The 17,540-nt window shown below is 55.3% G+C and carries 15 protein-coding genes; 11 read left to right on the top strand and 4 right to left on the bottom strand.

What is annotated here, in order from left to right; genetic code table 11:
- The first annotated feature begins 139 nt into the window (after positions 1-139).
- On the top strand, positions 140-382 hold the full coding sequence (locus tag HOV93_RS02050) for a hypothetical protein (protein ID WP_207394765.1): 243 nt from the start codon (positions 140-142) through the stop codon (positions 380-382).
- Between the two features lie 128 nt (positions 383-510).
- Here the strand turns inward: HOV93_RS02050 and HOV93_RS02045 are convergent, their stop codons facing one another.
- Complete coding sequence (locus HOV93_RS02045; protein WP_207394764.1) at positions 511-1,305, bottom strand: PhzF family phenazine biosynthesis protein; 795 nt, start codon at positions 1,303-1,305, stop codon at positions 511-513.
- A 149-nt stretch (positions 1,306-1,454) separates the two neighbouring features.
- On the opposite strand from HOV93_RS02045, the gene pdxA reads away from it, so the two are divergent.
- From pdxA to HOV93_RS02005, 8 genes are all read left to right on the top strand, one after another.
- Complete coding sequence (pdxA, locus tag HOV93_RS02040) at positions 1,455-2,450, top strand: 4-hydroxythreonine-4-phosphate dehydrogenase PdxA (RefSeq protein ID WP_315853332.1); 996 nt, start codon at positions 1,455-1,457, stop codon at positions 2,448-2,450.
- Positions 2,451-2,791: 341 nt separating this feature from the next.
- Complete coding sequence (locus HOV93_RS02035) at positions 2,792-4,003, top strand: PQQ-dependent sugar dehydrogenase (RefSeq protein WP_235989686.1); 1,212 nt, start codon at positions 2,792-2,794, stop codon at positions 4,001-4,003.
- 177 nt (positions 4,004-4,180) lie between these two features.
- On the top strand, positions 4,181-4,726 hold the full coding sequence (locus HOV93_RS02030; RefSeq protein ID WP_207394763.1) for a hypothetical protein: 546 nt from the start codon (positions 4,181-4,183) through the stop codon (positions 4,724-4,726).
- 210 nt (positions 4,727-4,936) lie between these two features.
- Entirely contained in the window at positions 4,937-5,368 is a 432-nt protein-coding gene (locus HOV93_RS02025) for a hypothetical protein (protein WP_207394762.1), read from the top strand.
- A 913-nt stretch (positions 5,369-6,281) separates the two neighbouring features.
- Positions 6,282-6,773: a hypothetical protein gene (locus tag HOV93_RS02020; protein WP_207394761.1), complete on the top strand. Its 492-nt coding sequence runs from the start codon at positions 6,282-6,284 to the stop codon at positions 6,771-6,773.
- Positions 6,774-7,477: 704 nt separating this feature from the next.
- Positions 7,478-8,986, top strand: coding sequence for a lysine--tRNA ligase (gene lysS, locus HOV93_RS02015; protein WP_315853336.1), 1,509 nt, complete (start codon positions 7,478-7,480; stop codon positions 8,984-8,986).
- A 159-nt stretch (positions 8,987-9,145) separates the two neighbouring features.
- On the top strand, positions 9,146-10,846 hold the full coding sequence (locus tag HOV93_RS02010) for an ABC transporter permease (RefSeq protein WP_207394759.1): 1,701 nt from the start codon (positions 9,146-9,148) through the stop codon (positions 10,844-10,846).
- Positions 10,847-10,850: 4 nt separating this feature from the next.
- Positions 10,851-11,654, top strand: coding sequence for an ABC transporter ATP-binding protein (locus tag HOV93_RS02005; protein WP_207394758.1), 804 nt, complete (start codon positions 10,851-10,853; stop codon positions 11,652-11,654).
- A gap of 67 nt (positions 11,655-11,721) precedes the next feature.
- Here HOV93_RS02005 and HOV93_RS02000 read toward each other — a convergent pair whose 3' ends face one another.
- From HOV93_RS02000 to HOV93_RS26310, 3 genes are all read right to left on the bottom strand, one after another.
- The gene (locus HOV93_RS02000; RefSeq protein ID WP_207394757.1) at positions 11,722-12,528 is read right to left on the bottom strand and encodes a hypothetical protein; all 807 of its coding nucleotides are present in this window, start codon (positions 12,526-12,528) and stop codon (positions 11,722-11,724) included.
- An 18-nt stretch (positions 12,529-12,546) separates the two neighbouring features.
- On the bottom strand, positions 12,547-13,461 hold the full coding sequence (locus HOV93_RS01995; protein WP_207394756.1) for a hypothetical protein: 915 nt from the start codon (positions 13,459-13,461) through the stop codon (positions 12,547-12,549).
- Positions 13,462-13,539: 78 nt separating this feature from the next.
- A complete protein-coding gene (locus HOV93_RS26310) occupies positions 13,540-14,787 on the bottom strand; it encodes a LysM peptidoglycan-binding domain-containing protein (RefSeq protein WP_207394755.1) in 1,248 nt (415 codons plus the stop codon).
- 103 nt (positions 14,788-14,890) lie between these two features.
- Here HOV93_RS26310 and HOV93_RS01985 point away from each other — a divergent pair, with 103 nt between their 5' ends.
- Both HOV93_RS01985 and HOV93_RS01980 read left to right on the top strand, forming a co-directional pair.
- Positions 14,891-15,133 carry a hypothetical protein gene (locus HOV93_RS01985; protein WP_207394754.1) on the top strand — a complete coding sequence of 81 codons (243 nt, stop codon included), beginning with the start codon at positions 14,891-14,893 and terminating at the stop codon, positions 15,131-15,133.
- Between the two features lie 864 nt (positions 15,134-15,997).
- On the top strand, positions 15,998-17,461 hold the full coding sequence (locus HOV93_RS01980) for an SGNH/GDSL hydrolase family protein (RefSeq protein ID WP_207394753.1): 1,464 nt from the start codon (positions 15,998-16,000) through the stop codon (positions 17,459-17,461).
- Positions 17,462-17,540: the final 79 nt, after the last annotated feature.

Genomic DNA, 17,540 nt, shown 5'->3' with positions numbered 1-17,540 from the left:
GCTGCTCGCAGGAACTTTTAAGAATTGGCGAACAGCCTCGCGGCACCTGCCGTATCAGTATTCGTCCCCAGGCGAGGTTCATGACGGAGAGCAACTTCGGCCCTGGTGATGCAAACGCGACAGCACACGGAGGAACGCAGTGACCAGACGAAGACACACCCAAAGCAGCGGCAAAAGAAACTCGGCACAAGCAGGTATGTGCCTGTTGCGAGCGATTGTCCTGGAAGGAATGGGAATCTTGCTGTTGGCAGGCTTGATCGGCTATCCGATCCTGACGCAAAGCCAATGGCGGGTCTCGTGTGAAGACTGCGAACCTTCGGCGATCGACCAAGGTCTGCACGTGCTGTTGGCCAAAGTGGGGCTGCTCAACGAGCCAGACTAAACCAAACATCACGGTGTCATGCCCACGTGGGCGCGGACATCACAAACTACCCCGGGATGAAATGCCCACGCCAACGTGATCACGACACCCACCACTTGAATGCAGGAGGTTTGCCAAGAAAGGATTCTTTAAACAAACAGTTCAATCTTTGCAACAACTACGGCGTGCCCTCTTAGGAGGGCACGTTTGTTTCGAATCTCAACTTCTACCTCTCCGCCACGCGGCGATGCTTGATACGCCTGCAAGATCTTCTGGTCGAGCTTTCCACTCCAATACTCTCCCAGTACGCAGTGCGCCGAACCGGTGACTGGGTCTTCTGATATGCCAGCGGCCGGGGCGAAGAATCGCGAGATGAAATCGTACTCCAGCGAATCGCTGCCCGATGTGACCATCACCCCGCGTGCAGTAACCGGCGCAAGCAGTGCATCATTGGGATTCAACCGGCGGACGTCGTCGGCAGAGGGAACTTCGATCAACCAATCCCAATCATTCTTGCCACAAAAAGCGAAATCGCAAATCCCTAGACTTTCCAGCAATCCATCCACCGGCGCTGTTTCGTGGGCCGTAGCGATCGGAAAGTCGAGTTCGATCCGATCGCCATGCGGGCTGGCCGTTAATGTCCCGCTGCGTGTTTCGAAGCGAAGTGTCTGGTCACTGGGAAAACCTTTATGCTGCCACAATGTGTAGGCGGTTGCCAGCGTGGCGTGCCCGCAGAGGTCGACTTCCACGGTCGGCGTGAACCATCGCAGTCGCAGCGACTCTCCTTCTGGATAGACAAACGCCGTTTCCGCCAAATTCATTTCCGCCGCAACCTGTTGCATCCACTGGGCATCGGCAGGCTCGTCCAGCCAGCAGACGGCCGCAGGGTTTCCAGCAAAGGGCTTGGATGTGAACGCATCGACTTGATACAGGGTACGCGGCATGGCAAGTTTTTTCGTGCGAAGTTGTGGGCTGGGTCTGCACCAGAGACACACGTACCTGGTGTTTGGGTTCACCTCCCTCGGCGAAATGGCGACAGGATGTACAATAGAATAGGTGCGTCTTACTTGCCACTGGAAAGAAAGTCATCGGCGTGTTGCATCCACGAATTATCGTCACCATGGGAGACCCCGGCGGGGTAGGGCCGGAAGTCTGTCTGCAGTTGCTGTTAGATCACAACCAATACGCTGGCACCGTTCCGATTATCTTTGGCGATGCGGCCATCCTGCGTCAGGTTGCCCATGTGTGTGGCTATCCTGAACCCAAAAACGTGGTTCCCTTTCATCAGGCGATGGACCTGCATTCGTTGAAAGAAGCCACCGTCGTCGACTTCGGCACCATCGATATCGGCAACTTCACCCACGGTCAGGTCACGGCAGAAGGGGGCGAGGCTTCTTATCAGTACTTCACCCACGCGATCGACTTCGTCCTGGCTGGTAAGGCCGACGGCATCACGACCGGGCCCATCAATAAAGAAGCCCTGCACGCGGCCAAGCACTTCTACCCTGGCCATACCGAGATACTGATCGAGCGCTGCGGCAGCGATTCTGGCTGCATGATGTTAACCAGCGAAGAACTCACGTGCAGTTTCGTCACTACGCACGTCGGCTATCGCGATGTACCGCAGCTGTTAACCATTGAACGCATCGACGAAGTGATCGATTTGACGGTCGCCGCGATGCGAAAGATCCGTAAACGCGAGCCTCGCCTGCTGGTGTGCGGGCTCAATCCGCACGCCGGCGAACACGGCCTATTCGGCGATCGCGAAGAAGAACGCATCATCGTCCCAGCCGTAGAAGGGGCAAGAGCCCGGGGCATCCACATCGACGGCCCCGTCCCGCCAGACACGGCCTTCCTCGCTGAACGCCGCCCGCTGTATGACTGCGTCCTGTGCATGTACCACGACCAAGGTCACATCCCACTGAAAGCGTTGGCTTTCGACGTCGCCGTGAATACCACGCTGGGTCTGCCCATCGTACGAACATCTGTCGACCACGGCACCGCGTTCGATATTGCTTGGCAGGGCAAGGCGAAGGTGTCTAGCATGATCCACGCGGTGCGTCTGGCGCGGGACTTGGTTTCGCACTGATCACCCCCGGATAGCTCTAGCGACTTAGTGAATGCGGGCGGTAACCTAACAGCAAGAGTCAATCTTGCTCAAGCCGCCCAAACGAGCCACTTGTTGGCGGCGTCGAACCAGTTTAAAAAACTAAAACACCTACACTTTCTATTGAGTTGCATTCCAACACTTCTTCATCGGTGAAATCGCGAATAGTCCACTTCTCCCCAAGAGTCCCGCCCATAAATTGGCGAAGATACGCAGCGAGAACGACCTTATGCGTAGAATCAGACAACCCGCCCAGCTAAAATAGGGCCGATGCGTCAGCCGCTGGTCTTCCCGTTTTTCCCCTGTGAGAGAGCATCTCGACCATGAATCGTTTGCTTCGTTTGTTTTGTGTCGCTTCTATGATGGCCCTGTTAGCTGTGCCTGCTTGGGCTCAGAAGAAGGAAGTCGAGGGGCCGCCGATCCCGAACGATCCCGTCTTGTCGGTGTTGCCCAAGAAGACCTTCACCAACTTGCGGATTCGCCGTCCGGTGACGATTACCCACGCTGGCGATGGCACCAACCGTTTATTCTTCGCCGAACAGCAAGGCGTGATTCTGGTTGTGCCCAACGATCCTCAAGTGGAAGAAACGGAAGTCTTTCTTGATATCGAAGACTCGGTTCGCTTCAATCCAAAGCAAAACGAAGAAGGCCTGTTGGGTTTGGCGTTCCATCCGAACTTCAAAGAGAACGGCGAGTTCTTCGTTTATTACACGATCGAAAAGGGACTCGTCTCGCGTGTCTCCCGCTTCAAGACGAAGGACGGCGTTGGCGACCCCGAATCGGAAGAAGTCTTGCTGACGATCGAGCAGCCGTTCTGGAATCATAACGGCGGCAGTATCGAGTTCGGCCCCGATGGTTACCTGTACATTGGCTTGGGCGACGGCGGCAAAGCCAACGATCCGTTCGGCAACGGCCAGAACCTGAGCACGTGGTTGGGATCGATCTTGCGGATTGATGTCGACAAGAAAGAGAACGGCCATAACTACGGCATCCCGGCAGACAACCCTTTCGTCGACACCGAAGGGGCCAAGCCGGAGATCTACGCTTATGGTCTGCGAAACGTCTGGCGTTTAACCTTCGACCGCGAGACCGGTGCTTGTTGGGCCGGCGATGTGGGTCAGAACCTGTGGGAAGAAATCGACATCATCACTAACGGCGGCAACTACGGCTGGAACGTTCGCGAAGGGCTGCATCCGTTTTCGGAAGAGTTCGCTAAGTCCGGCGAAAAGTTCATCGACCCGATCTTCGAGTATCACCACAACGTCGGTAAGTCGATCACCACAGGCTACGTATACCGTGGCAAGAAGGTTCCAGAGCTGGTCGGCAAATTCCTGTACGCCGACTACGTGACCGGCGCGATTTGGGCCCTGGAATATGACTACGACACGAAGAAGGTCGGCCAGAACTATCGCATCGAAGAACCATCGAATCCGCCGGTTGTATGCTTCGGCGAAACCGAGGACGGCGAAGTGCTGATGTGTGCGATTTTCGGCGATTACGGCTCGATCTATGAGTTCGTTTCCGCTGACGAATAATTCGTGTTGAGCGATTGGGTGTCACAGTTGGACGAGCCAGCAGAAGCACCCGCCGAGGTGAGAGGGAATTCAAAGAACCTTCGCCAAAAAAAGTCCAAGAATGGCCGATGGCTGACGAATCCCTTCGGGGAAACGTATCCATCGGCCTTTTTCGTTTTGTCAGAAACAAGGGAATGCATGACGCAGTCGCCGTTGATCGTCGGACTATCGATTGTGATGTGCGTCGTTTATGGCGTGGTTCACGATCAGATCACAGCGCGCATCTGCGTCGAGTACTTCACCATCGGTCACAAGCCGATCTTGGGCGGGACGGAAGATCCCACGGTGCTGGGGTTGGCCTGGGGCTTTTTGGCGACCTGGTGGGTCGGGGCCATGCTGGGCATACCGTTGGCTTTCGTCAGCCAGACCGGCTCGTTAGTGAAGAAGTCAGCCAAAGATCTGATCCATCCGATGCTTGTTCTGATGGCTGGCACGGCTGCTCTCGCAGCGATTGCCGGCGTGACCTGCTATGTGCTGACGACGGGTGACATGATTCACCTGGCCGGCGGTTTCGAGCACGTTATTGCCAGCGATAAGCAAGATGCGTTTCTCATCGACCTCTGGATTCACAATGCCAGCTACGCAGGCGGATTCCTGGGTGGGGCGATCTTGATGGTCTGGGTAGTGGTCGATCGATATCGACAGACCCGCCTACCCAAAGATGAAGTCGAGGACCAGAAATGATAGGCTGTCAGGCCGACGACCGGCTACTGATACCTACGAGAACGAAGTGGTGTGTCTCCATCTTCGGCAAAGCACTGCGAGAAGCCCTGAAGAGGGCTCACCTGAAACGAGAAATTACATGAATCCTTCGGGATTTCATGTTAGCTTTATGACCTGAGCCAAGTGGCTCGATGCAAATATAATTGCAAACTTGGATTTCGAAAACTGATCATGCAAGCTCTGAATCGACACTTCACCGTCTATCGTCGTGTTCAAACCACAAAACCGCCCGAGCAAGTATTTGAATCCGTCGAACATTCACTTCGGTCGACTGTTGGGGGAGACATAACGCGCAACGGTAATGTGTTTAAGATCTTCAACGGCAATCAGAACTTGAATTTCGGTTTTGCTGCTGACATATACGCAACCGTGACATTATTAGAGCCTTCGCCGGGAACGCTGGAGTTGAACGGAGAGATTACTCTGGAGCCGAATCAACTGTTCTGGATTATGGCAATCCTCGGATTCTTCTGCCTGTGGTTTTTGTGGGCATTCAACATTCTCTACTTTATTATGGATCCTCGGATCAACTATCAGTTAGCGCTCGATCGTGTGAATCTCGAAGAAGGGACCGCGTCAGCCGGAAAACCTTTTGGCGTTTAATTTGGCAGGCCCTTAGCACGCTGAAATCATATCGAACGGAATAAGCGTCAGGCTAATTGGCTTCCATCTTACAGCCTTCGCTATTCAAGTCGTCCTAACCTTCTTGCAGCGATCAAGGCGGCCTACGAAGGCCAGCGATACGTCATTCCGCTGGCCATTCCCCTCTTGCGATAAGTGTCCAAGGCGCCGTCTCGCCGTTCTAGCCCCTGTTGCGGTACCGCGCAATAGACCTGGCGCCAGGGCGTGAACAGTCGTTAAAGGTGTTTCAGTCACCATAAAGGGGTATAAAACCCGGGATATAATGCATCGGGACCCCCATGTGGTGGTGTAGTAAGCCGTCCACCCAGAACTAGACTTGTCTTAGCATTATCTTCATTCTCGGGTTGCCACATCGATTCTGGCTCGTCGGGAGCGAAAATATAGATAGCTAAGTAACTGACGAGGGACGAACGTTCGTCCCTCGCCAGTCACCATATTGGCGACTCTGGTTGGCCCGTTTCCCCCGACGTTTGCCCCTGCCGGCCTGAGTCGCCTTTTTTTGTCTCTTGAGTTCGCTAGATCCCGCCCCCACCTGCTAGCGTTACAGGCCACACCCCCCAGGCCTCAAGGGAAAAATCCTGCCAATAAAGTTTTCACCGTATCTACATCAATACGGCGAGGACCTATCCCCACCTGACCCTTATTGGAGCCCATTCTTGCCTAAGCCAAATGGTCAAAAATAGACCTTCGAAAAACGATTGCAAGAAAACCGATAATGGGGGAATATCAGTCACAGACCGATGCGAATTAATGAATAGAGACGATTTGATTTCCATCGAGAACGAGGCAGAGTCAGCGGCCTGAACAACTGCGGCTCACAACTACCTACCTGCAAACCGGCTCACCTACCTACCGGAACAGAGGATCATTTGTCATGGCTAAGATTTCAACAGCACAGTTTGCGAAGTCAGCTTTAACCGTTGTTATGATGGTTGGCATTCTGGGTGTCGCATTTGGCGAGTCGGTTTATCGCAAGGCCAACTATGTCACCTTTCTGACGACCGAGTCCTTCCCGACGATGAATCCGCTGCACCGAGACAAGCTGGTTTCGCAGAATTCGTTTACGGACGAAGGGGGCATCATGCACCGTTTGTTTGTCTTCGAGTCGGATGCCGAAGGCGAAACAACCACCTGCCGCGTGGTGGTTACCGACCAGGATTACCAAGTGACATCGTCTTGGAACGCCGACCGCTCGAACAAGCTGCTCAATGTTGGTTTCATGGAGCACACATCGCCGCCGGTTCTCGAAATCGTCCGGCACGATTCCACCAAGCGGGCTCTGACTTGCGAGCACCTTTGCTTGCACATGGGCGTGCTGCAAGCCTATGAATATCGCCCTCGCGAAGACGGTCCAATTGCCCAATAGTCGCGTTGGTGAAATCGACCTCCGATTGACCCTCAAAGCAACCCCAGTAAAATCTTGCGGTAACTGGGGTTACAGTCTTTACGCTTACTGAGGGTGTAAAACATTGCCCCTGGGGTTTTCCCACTACCCGAACTTCGGAAGGGGCCATGTCCGCCAAGCCAACCAATCGACCGTCTAAGTATCAAGTCTTTCTGCTCTGGTCGAACGACACCGTCAAAGAGTGTCGCGATGTCCGTAAGTTCTTCAAAGAGTTCAACAAGAAGACGGCCAAGCCCGATTTTGGCGTCACTTTCGAGATCATCGATCATTGCTTCGATACCGACGACAAAGGGCACCCTGGTGCGGTCCCGGCCGAAGACCTCTTGGCCAAGGCCAAGGATACGCTGGCGCTGACCATTGGTTTATGTACCGATGACGAAACATCGCTCAATCCTTATACCGAAGCCAAGGCCCAGCAGCAGTTAGACCTGGTGCTGGAAAGTGCCAAGCAAAACCAGTTTCATCAGTCGACGTGGTTTGTCCGCACGCACCGCGACAACGGCGGTGACCAACGCGAGGAAGTCTCTGGCGAAATCCATGACCTGCTGCGTCTGCCGGAAGGTTTGAAGCCCAACGACGTTTGCCTCTTCGGCGAGAACGACAAGTTCGCCGACGTGTTGGCCGAGAATCTGACGAAGCTTCTTTCCGACGAAAGCCGGCCTTGGATCGAAGACCAGAACGCGGCTGTCCATGCGATCGAAGCGGCCCGCCGTCAGAAGATGGACAAGCTCGCCAGCATGGGCATCGACCCGTGGGGTCAACGCTTCGACAACAAGCAGTCGATCGCCGACATCCGCACGCTTGAATCTGAAATTACCTCGGAGACGACGACCAGCGACGGGGGCCGCGAGCAAACCCTTTACAGCGGTCCCAAGGTCCGCGTGGCAGGGCGTATCGTACTGATGCGGCCAACCGGCAAGCTGATCTTCATCAACTTGGTCGATCGTACCGGCACGGTCCAGCTTTTTCTCGGCCAGGCCCAGGTCGGCGAACGCAATTGGGAAATCGCACAGTGCCTGGATCTCGGCGACATCATCGGCGTCGATGGCGAACTGAAGAAAACCAAGACCGGTGAACTGACCGTCTTCGTCGAGGAGTTGCACTTCCTGACCAAGACACTCGAAGCCCCGCCTGAGAAGCACAAAGGTTTGACCGATCCGGAACAGCGCCAGCGGATGCGATACCTCGACTTGGCGTATGGCGACGGCGTGCTCGATCGCTTCGTGCAGCGGACCCAGATCGTGCGTTCGGTGCGCGATACACTTGTCGGCGACGGCTACTACGAAATCGAAGGCCCCACGCTGCACACCATTGCCGGTGGTGCCGCCGCACGTCCGTTCGAAACGTTCCACAACGCGTTGGGCATGCCGCTAGTCATGCGAATCGCTTTAGAACTGCATCTCAAGCGGCTGTTGGTCGGCGGCATGGAACGCGTCTTTGAACTGGGCCGCGTCTACCGCAATGAAGGGATCAGCCCACGTCATAACCCCGAGTTCACCATGCTCGAGGTCTATCAGGCTTTCGGCAATTACGAAACGATGATGGATCTGACCGAGAGCATCATCGTCAACGCGCTCGATGCGATCGGCTCTGCGTACAAAGTCCCCTTCGGCGATAAGGAAGTCGATTTCACTCCGCCATTTCAGCGGAAGTGTTACAGCGATCTGCTAGCAGAGCACGCCGGGATCGATCCGACCAATGAAGCCGAAGTGATCGCGTGTGCCAAGAAGCTGGGACTGGAAACCGACGGCAAGCACGCCGACGTACTCCGCAACGAAATCTTCGAAGAGACGGTCGAAGACAAGCTGGTCGGTCCGGTCTTTGTGATCGACTATCCTGCTAGCATTTGCCCGCTGACAAAGCGCAAAACCGATCAACCGGAGGTTGCCGAGCGATTCGAACTTTTCATTCAGGGCATGGAACTGGCTAACGCCTACACCGAGCTAAACGACCCAGATCTGCAGGAAAAGCTGTTCCGCACGCAGCTGCAAGGCATGGACGAAGAGGACTCGATGGCCAAGATGGACACTGATTTCGTCCGGGCACTTCGCAACGGAATGCCGCCCGCCGGCGGACTTGGTATTGGCATCGACCGCCTTGTCATGTTACTAACTAACAGCGCGACGATTCGCGAAATCATTTTGTTCCCGCTGTTGCGGCACGAAGCAACCTAATTGCCTGCGGATTGAAGGTAAGATCCGCAAGCCACTGGCCTCTGGCTGGTGCCTAGGTTCACGTTTACTCTCCCCCATCACACTGGCCGCAAGCCAGTGGCCTACCATTAACGGGGCGAGGAGACCAGATAGAGTGCCGCGTTTGCCGAAGGATTGGCAATGTACAAGTTGATGCTCTGTCTGCGTTACCTGAGAACGCGTTACATCGCCCTGGCGTCCATCATTAGTGTGACGCTAGGCGTAGCGACCATGGTCGTGGTGAACGCCGTCATGTCAGGCTTCTCGCACGAAATGCACGTTCGCCTGCACGGGATTCTTTCCGACGTGGTGATGGAAAGCCACAGCCTGGATGGTTTCTATCAGTGGGAACGGCACATGAAAGCCGTTCGCGAAGTGGCCGGCGACGATATCGAGGACATGACCGTCACCGTGCATGTGCCTGCGATGCTCAACTTGCGCGTCCGCGATCAGTGGCTGCCGCGGCAAGTCACCGTCATTGGTATCGACGACGAAACCTACAACAGCGTCAGTGACTTCTCGAAGTACTTGAAGCACCCGGCCAACCGCCAACAGGTCGACTTCAACTTGAAGGAAACCGGCTACGAAGGTCCAGAGAAATCTCCCTTGGTCGAATCAGGCTGGGAGTATCGCCGAGAAAAGATCGCCTATCAGCAAGAGCTGGAAGCCGAGATGCGGCGTTTTGAAACACTGCATCAACACGGCCACATGCCGCGGCGCAACAACCCCAACACGCTCGCTGCGATGGACAGCCCGCTGCAAGAGGACGCCGCAGAAACGCCGGCGCTAGTCACTCCCAAGTTTGCTGACGACCCCGACGCACCGCCCCTGCCTGGGGCACCGCCAGCCGATCTGGCCGAGCGAATGGCCATGCAAGCGGCCAAAGAAGTCGATCCTAAAGACAAGAGCGGCGACCCGTTCGCCCAGCGTTACGATCAGCCCATAGGCACCACGTTCGATCCAATGAAACATCAGGCCCCCGGCATCATCCTGGGGATGGCCGTGGCCAGCATTCGCCAACGCGACGCCGAAGGGGAAGTGAAGGACTATTTCCTGGCCGTCCCCGGCGACGATGTTCGCTTGACATTCCCTTCCGCCGAAAGCCCACCCAAAGCGATCAGCGAGACCTTCACCGTCGTCGACTTCTACGAAAGCAAGATGAACGAGTACGACGCCGGCTTCGCATTTGTGCCCCTAAGCAAGCTGCAGTCGCTACGTTACATGACGCATCCAGAACTGGGCACCGCCATCTCGACGATTCAAATTCGCCTGAAACCAGGGGCCAACCTGAATGAGTTCACCAACAACCTGAGGGCTGCCTTCCCGGCCGAAACACACCCCTTCCGCATTCAATCGTGGAAGGATATGCAAGGACCGCTGTTAGCCGCCGTCGAAATGGAAAAGACGATCCTCAACATCCTGCTGTTTTTGATCATCGGCGTGGCCGGCTTCGGCATCTTGGCGACCTTCTACATGATCGTTGTCGAGAAGACCAAGGACATTGGTATCCTTAAATCACTGGGTGCCAGTGGCGGCGGAATCATGAGCATTTTCGTCTGCTACGGGCTCTCGCTGGGCATCGTCGGCTCTGGCGTGGGCTGCATTCTCGGACTGCTATTTGTATGGAATATCAACCACGTCGCCAAACTGATCGAGATGATGACCGGTCGCGAGGTGTTTGATCCAACGATCTATTACTTCCAGGAAATCCCCACCATCATCGAGCCAGCAGCGATTGCCATGGTGGTGTTTGGGGCGATGCTGATTGCCGTGATGGCGAGTGTGCTGCCGGCTATTCGCGCCGCACGACTTCACCCGGTCGAGGCCCTCCGTTATGAGTAACACGATGAGCGATACCTACACGACCACCGCGACCGCCCCGGCTGTCACTCCGTCACCCAAGAAGCCAGGCCCGCTAGTGCATACCGATCGCTTCGACACACCGATCGAAGTCGACAAGCCGTTGCTGCGTACGATCGGCCTGCACAAGAGCTACCGCAAAGGCCAGCACATCATCCCCGTTCTTCGCGGCGTCGACTTCGTCGCCAACGAAGGCCGCATCACGTCGATCATCGGCCAAAGCGGTTCCGGCAAGAGCACGCTGCTGCACTTGATGGGCACGCTTGATGTGCCTGACCAAGGCGAGATTTACTTTGAAGATCAGCGGACCGATAACCTGCCTATCCGCCAGCGCGATCGTCTCCGCAACGGCCAGTTCGGGCTCATCTTTCAGTTCTATCACTTGCTGCCGGAACTAACGACACTTGAAAACGTGCTGACCCCAGCAATGATCTCGCACGGTTTCTTTAAGTATTGGGGCGTGCGAAAACAACTCAAAGAACGCGCCAAGCACCTGCTCGACATGGTCGGCCTGGGCCACCGTTTGAACCACAAACCGCGCGAACTTTCCGGCGGCGAAATGCAACGCACGGCGATTGCCAGGGCATTAGTCTCTGATCCTAAGGTCCTACTGGCCGACGAACCCACCGGCAATCTCGACCGCCAAACGGGCGAAGAAGTCCTGGGCTTGCTGCGTAAACTGAACGAAGAACAAGGCCTGACCATCGTCATGGTCACCCACGACCAAAGCATCGCCGACCAGGCCGACTCGATTGTCCGCCTGGCCGAAGGCTGCGTCGAAACCGTCTAGCTGCCAAGCCGCCTACCAAAATCTTGTCCCCTCTCCCCTGAGGGGAGAGAGTTAGGGTGAGGGGTTTTCATGAAGGCCTTGGCTTCCACAAAATCTCACACCACGGCATCTGACGCCGAAGTTCTTCGATGCCTTTCTCGCTGGCCGCCGGATGCACATGGCGAAGGTCGAGTGTCTCCAGGGTCTTCAGCCGAACGAACTTGGAAAGAGAGCGATCCGAGATATCTGCCCCTCCGATATCTAATTGCTTGAGCGAGAGTGGCAAGTCATCGACCGCCGCTTCGGGGAAATTATGAATTTCGAGAACTTCGACGCCGAGGTCACGGAGAAACGGCAGCGGCTTATTTTCTCCACGTTCAATACGAAGGTATAGATCGCGAATCTTAAGCCGCGATAGGTAACGTTGGGCCTGCTCGGCCGTAAGGAAAGACTGGATCGTCATTCGTCGTATCCGTTCGAGCCGATGGACTTGCTGGAAGGTTATTTCCAGCTCATCATTAGGAATACCAACTAGTATCGCCACTCGATCGAGACGCCGAAAAAGGATATCGCTGTTGGTCCATTTCATCCATGTGGGAAGCGTGTTGTCATTAGTAAAATGAATCCTGCCCACCGGCTGATGTGGAATCGTCCAGCCAATAATGACCTTGTCTGGCGACGGGAAACCGTAACGAATGGGTGTCTTCTCGGCTTGCAGCGTCAACTGCTCACCAACATCAGCGTGTACCAACCCCACATACAGCCTCTGGCCGACCAGTCCAAAGACCAGGCACAGCAGCGTGATTGCAATGAAGAAAGCCCGCATCGACCAGCGCAGCCGCCAACGCTTTGGCTTCTCTTTCGTCTGCGTACCGGCTGAAGATGTTTCGTTCATGCGATCCATGATTCCATTCTAGTTCTGGTCGCTCGTGATCCCATGTTCGCGTTCATATTGCAGACGTCTCTCTCGTCGCTTGAGCTTTCGTCGCTGCTGCTTCAGCTCTTCGGACTCGAACGTATCCCAATCGATGATGCAGCCAGGCAACTTGGCCTTCAGCTCAACGAAAGTTTCATCGTGAGCTCGCATGCCGCGAAGGATTAGGAACTTCAGGTTTTTCAAGCGTGCCAGCTTGGCCATACCGGTGTCGGTCAGCTGCGTGTCTTCCAGTTCCAACCGCTGGAGCGAAACCGGCAAGTCGTCCACCGCGGCGTCGGAGAACTGCGTGTGCGACAGGTTCAGCTCTTTCAGCCCTGTATGTCGCAACCACGGCATGGGACCTTGCCCGAGCGATGCGTGCGTGGCGTGCAGCCGGTCCAGGCGGATCGAGCCGACCATCGCGGCTAGTTTCGCTTCGGGAAACCGGCTGCCGCTAATGTGTAGCAATCCGAGATGATCGAGCCTGGGTACCTGAGTGACGACAACCTCAATATTTTCGGGTGGCAGCCTCGAGTGCAGATAAATCGAATCAATGCGCTGCCAGAAGCGATCAAAGCCGGTGACACGCATCCATTGAGGCGCATGTTTAACTTGGGATTCGACCGCCCCAATGGGACCGCCTATTCCCTTTCCCCTACTAAACTTCAGTTGCTCGGAAAGTCTCCAAGTGACGCCGGTGAATCCAAACTTGCGTATCTCTTCGGCGTACGTCATTTCAATCGCATTGCCCACCTCTTCATGGACTTGCCCCAGATGCCAAATGTGCCCCAGCCAAGCAAACGCAATGCAAATTAAAGTGATGACGGCAATCATCACGCGCAACGACCACCGCAGCGGCCAAGAGCGACGTTTGCAGGATGGAGTGCGTGGCGTTGCAGTCGGTTCAGACATGACGGCCTCCACCAAGGAAGGATGCCGAAGTGGTACCTCTCTAGCGGTAGGCTATCCGCGATTGACTCGCCAGTCAAATTATCGGCGAACAGTGACCTTCGAGCCGACCGAAAGAATGCCGTAGATGTCTTCCGAGTCGCGTGGGCTCATGCTGATCGAGCCGCCTGGGCCGCCGCTGCCGTGCAGGACGATTCCACCATCGAGGTGCACCGCATGGCCTCCAAAAGGATTCGCCGGATCGTTGGCCGTCAGAATCTTCTGGGTCGCCTCGTCGTAGAACTGCGGGTTGGCTTCCTTCCGCAGCACTTCATGATCTCCGGCCGGAATAATGGCGCCGTTCTCGATGGTGATTGGGAACCGACCGGCATAACAGCCGTCGATTTCCAGCGTCAATTCGTTGTGCGTCATATCGACCTTCGCATGGAAGGGGCCACGCAGAACTTTCAGCTTTTGGCCAGGCGTCAAGTTGTTGGGGTCGGCAATGCCATTGATCCGCATCAGCAGAATATCAGGTACCTGAAATTGCTGGGAAATGCTGCTGAGTGTTTCTCCGCTGCCCACCGTATAAGGCTCTTCCAGCGAGTGCTGGGTCGAGTAAATCACGGTGCCTGCAAGTTGGCTCAGCAGTAGATTCAGTTTCTCTTTCTGCGAAGGATTCAGCTCGGGGCGATGTCGCCATGGGGTTAGCCGCCGGGTTGCTTCGACCAGGTCGTTCTGGCGAAGGTAAACCTGGGCTTCGTCCCAGTCGGCTTGGAATTGTTCGCTCGACTGCGAAGATCCGCTGCTGCTGGGGTTGGACATTCCGCCTTGGTTGCTTTGGCCATAAACCGAGGCCAACTCGGTGCGAGAAGCGTCTGGCGAAGTGGGGATAGGGGCTTCGCTGGAAGCCATTTCATTGGCCGGGTTGGTCGGTGCAGCACTACCCAGCGGCGGTAAGTCGCTAGAGCTTACGAACTTCGCTGCGTCTGCCGAAGGATCGTTCCCGTGGTCATCGTGGTCGTTTTGACTAGCTGCTGACGAGGCATCGAACGAGGGTGCGCCTCCGCCTGATTCGCCGAGCTGCGGAGCCGTCAATCGTCCGCTAGCAAATCCCTCGTTATCAAACTTGGGTGCCGAGGAAGGGGGGCCCATCGCCGAGGATGGCGACGTGGAAGGAGATCCGCCTGGCATGGCCATATCCGAGAAGTCAGGCAACGTGAGGTCCATGCTTTCGCTGGCTTGGGCCACTTCCGGCGGGATATCTTCCGGCTGATTCAAGACGGTGTAGACGCCATAACCAATGGCCATAAGTACAATGACCATGCATGCGGTTTTAATCGTTTCCACCTTCGTCCTCCCTGACGATTTCGGCTCATCCTTCGCAGGTCCTTCTGCCGAAGATTGATAATGCCGAGGTGTGCTCTTACTTTGCTTTACCCATCCCAGGAACATGTACGACAGCGACGAATACGACGAAGATTGGATCGACGACGAACCTGAAGACGATCAGGACGACACGATGATCTGCCCCGAGTGCGGAGCCGAAATCTTCGACGATGTCGATGTTTGCCCGGTCTGCCTGCATGCGATTATCCACAATACGAGTCCCTGGGCAGGGAAGTCTTTCGCGTGGATCATCTTCGGGCTGTTGGGCATCATCGCGACAATCGTCGCACTGGCCATATTGTTCTGATTGCTTGCCTAGAAACCTGCCCAAAAGCAGACCCTAGTTCCGCAAGCGTTCGCAGATAGTAGCGAAACCGGCAATTCGCACAAAGACCGTTTTCCTTCACGCTGCTAGCTGCTACTAAACGTAGGGGGTGAGAAGTGAAACGCATCGCACCGAGGGGGAAGGAGTAACCACGGACCAGCACCGATGGGCGCGGATAAGAAATTTGGCAGGCTGGGTCTCGACTCAGCCGCTCTATCGAATCATCCAGCACGCTTCCCAAAATCTTCCTCTGGCGGAAAACCATCGTCCTGCGATAGCCAACGACTTTCGGACCGTGGCGTGTTCGGCTTCGTATTGGATCTGGCGACGTGAAGCACTGCGTTAAAGTCATTCGGAACGGATCTTAGCCAAACCGTTCTTTGGGTAGTACCGGATACTTAGTAGTGACCGTGGAAGAGAAAAGACTTTTGCTCTCTTATGTGCCGTCAACCAAGCAACAGAACCGTCGCAACTACCGGCGGGAAAAGAAACTTCCCAGTTGTGCAGCCTCTAAAGTGAAGGGCGCCACAGCCGAACAAAACATGATCGCGAGTGAGTAGTTGTAGAATCGTTACCAGCGTTGGGTGGCACCCTAGCCATCGACCTCTCCTCATTAAAAAAACACAAACTTCGTGAATAAAATAGGCAATGCTATACGAAGGGTTTTGTGTGAGCTGTGTCCCGGGGCCGTCGTCTTCGTCGACAAACGAAACCGTTGCCTGCAGCCTACTACCTCAACAAGACATGCCCACAGACGTGTCTTCCTGTCTACCGACTACGATCAACAGCAAGTTCAAAGGTTGTTGGCAGTCCCCCTTCGATCGCTATCAAGAGGAGCACCACGCTATGCATCTCGGCGTACTCACACCTGGATTCGGGGCTCTGGCCATTTTGTTTGGTTCCCTTCTTTGCCTGCCGCTATCTGTTTCCGCGCAGGATATTTGGGGAGGCAAAGCCCCCTATATCGCGAAACCAAGGCCGGATGACGGAAAGCACATGGCCTTGACCATGAAGAAAATTCAGCAGGGGGACCAGCTAGGTCGACCGCTGGTAATTTGGGCGTTGGGTTCCAGCTACACCAACTTTCTCGGTGATGGCAGCGAATTGATCGACATGATTCGCCAGCGGTTCCCCAATGCCCCGGACATCGTCTATCACAAGCATGTGGGCAGCGCTACCGAGTACCGCTTTTTGGATGGTTGGGTGCGGCATCTTCTTATCGCCGATCCGCCGGACGTGGTGTTGCTGTATGCCGTCGAAAAAGGAAAGGGTACGCCGGAGGAAGTCATTCGGGAGATTCGCGCTTGTTCCACCGCCGACATTCTTGTGCCCTCGATTCACTACCGCAAACAACGCGACTACTTGTGGGGAAAGCGGGATGAACCGGTCGATCAGAATGTCGAGGGAATCAAAAAGCTCGTTGAACCTTACGGAATTGAGTATGTCGAGAATCGTGGTGAAATGGCCGCGTGGATGAGTGACAACAATCTCAGCCCCAAAGACATGACCTTCGACTCGGTTCACCAAAACAAGCGAACCCGGAACATCATCAATCAAAATATTGCCCGGCACTTCCACGTGCCTAATCAGTTCGCCTACGACCCAAGCGAACGTGAACGCAATCTTTCCGTCATCGACGGCAAAGACATTCAACTTGGCCAAGGGTTTCTGAAAACCAACAATGGGCAAGCGGTCACCGCGTCGAACCAAGGAGCCACACTCGAGGTTGCCTTTAAAGGCAATCGCATTGATATGAATGCCCGCAGCGGCCAAGATGCAGGTACGGCTCAGTTATTTCTGGACGGCCAACCGGCGGATGAAATAGATGCTTACTATGCCACATTCATCCGTCCTGAGTCAGACAAGGGGACGCCTCGTCTGACTGGCGACATGGCTCCGCATGGGATCTTTTTGGAAAAGAATATCGAACCTCAGACTTGGACCATTACCATGGTGGGGGAAGATGGTTCCGGCGGTTTCAAGTTGGTTGGCAGTAAGACCGGTCCGGACGGTCACGGGAACGCTCAGCAAGCCTTTACTAGCGACTCAGGCCAGATTCGTCTCGACCCGCTGGACTGGCGTGATCCCCAAAAGACGGTCGCCGGACACCGGTTTGTCTTCGAGGTGAAGCGTGCCACGCTGGGCGAAGTAAGCTTTGCCCAAAACAACACCGGCTCCCACCGCTTCCGCTTGGTTACGAACCTGACAAACGGTTCGCACAAGCTCAAGTTGGTCGCCAACGGCGATGGCCCGATAACCATCGAAAGCTTCGACATCTACGAGCCGCCGCTGAAACAAGCGCGGGAATAGTTCGCAGTGTCCTCTATCGCTTGATGGACTGCGATGAGTTAGCTTTCAAGCGATCGAACACTTTGCCGCTCTGCCGACG

Source organism: Bremerella alba (genome assembly GCF_013618625.1).
GTDB lineage: Bacteria > Planctomycetota > Planctomycetia > Pirellulales > Pirellulaceae > Bremerella > Bremerella alba.
Note: the sequence above shows the minus strand (reverse complement) of the source record. Positions and strands in the feature narration are given on the sequence as shown.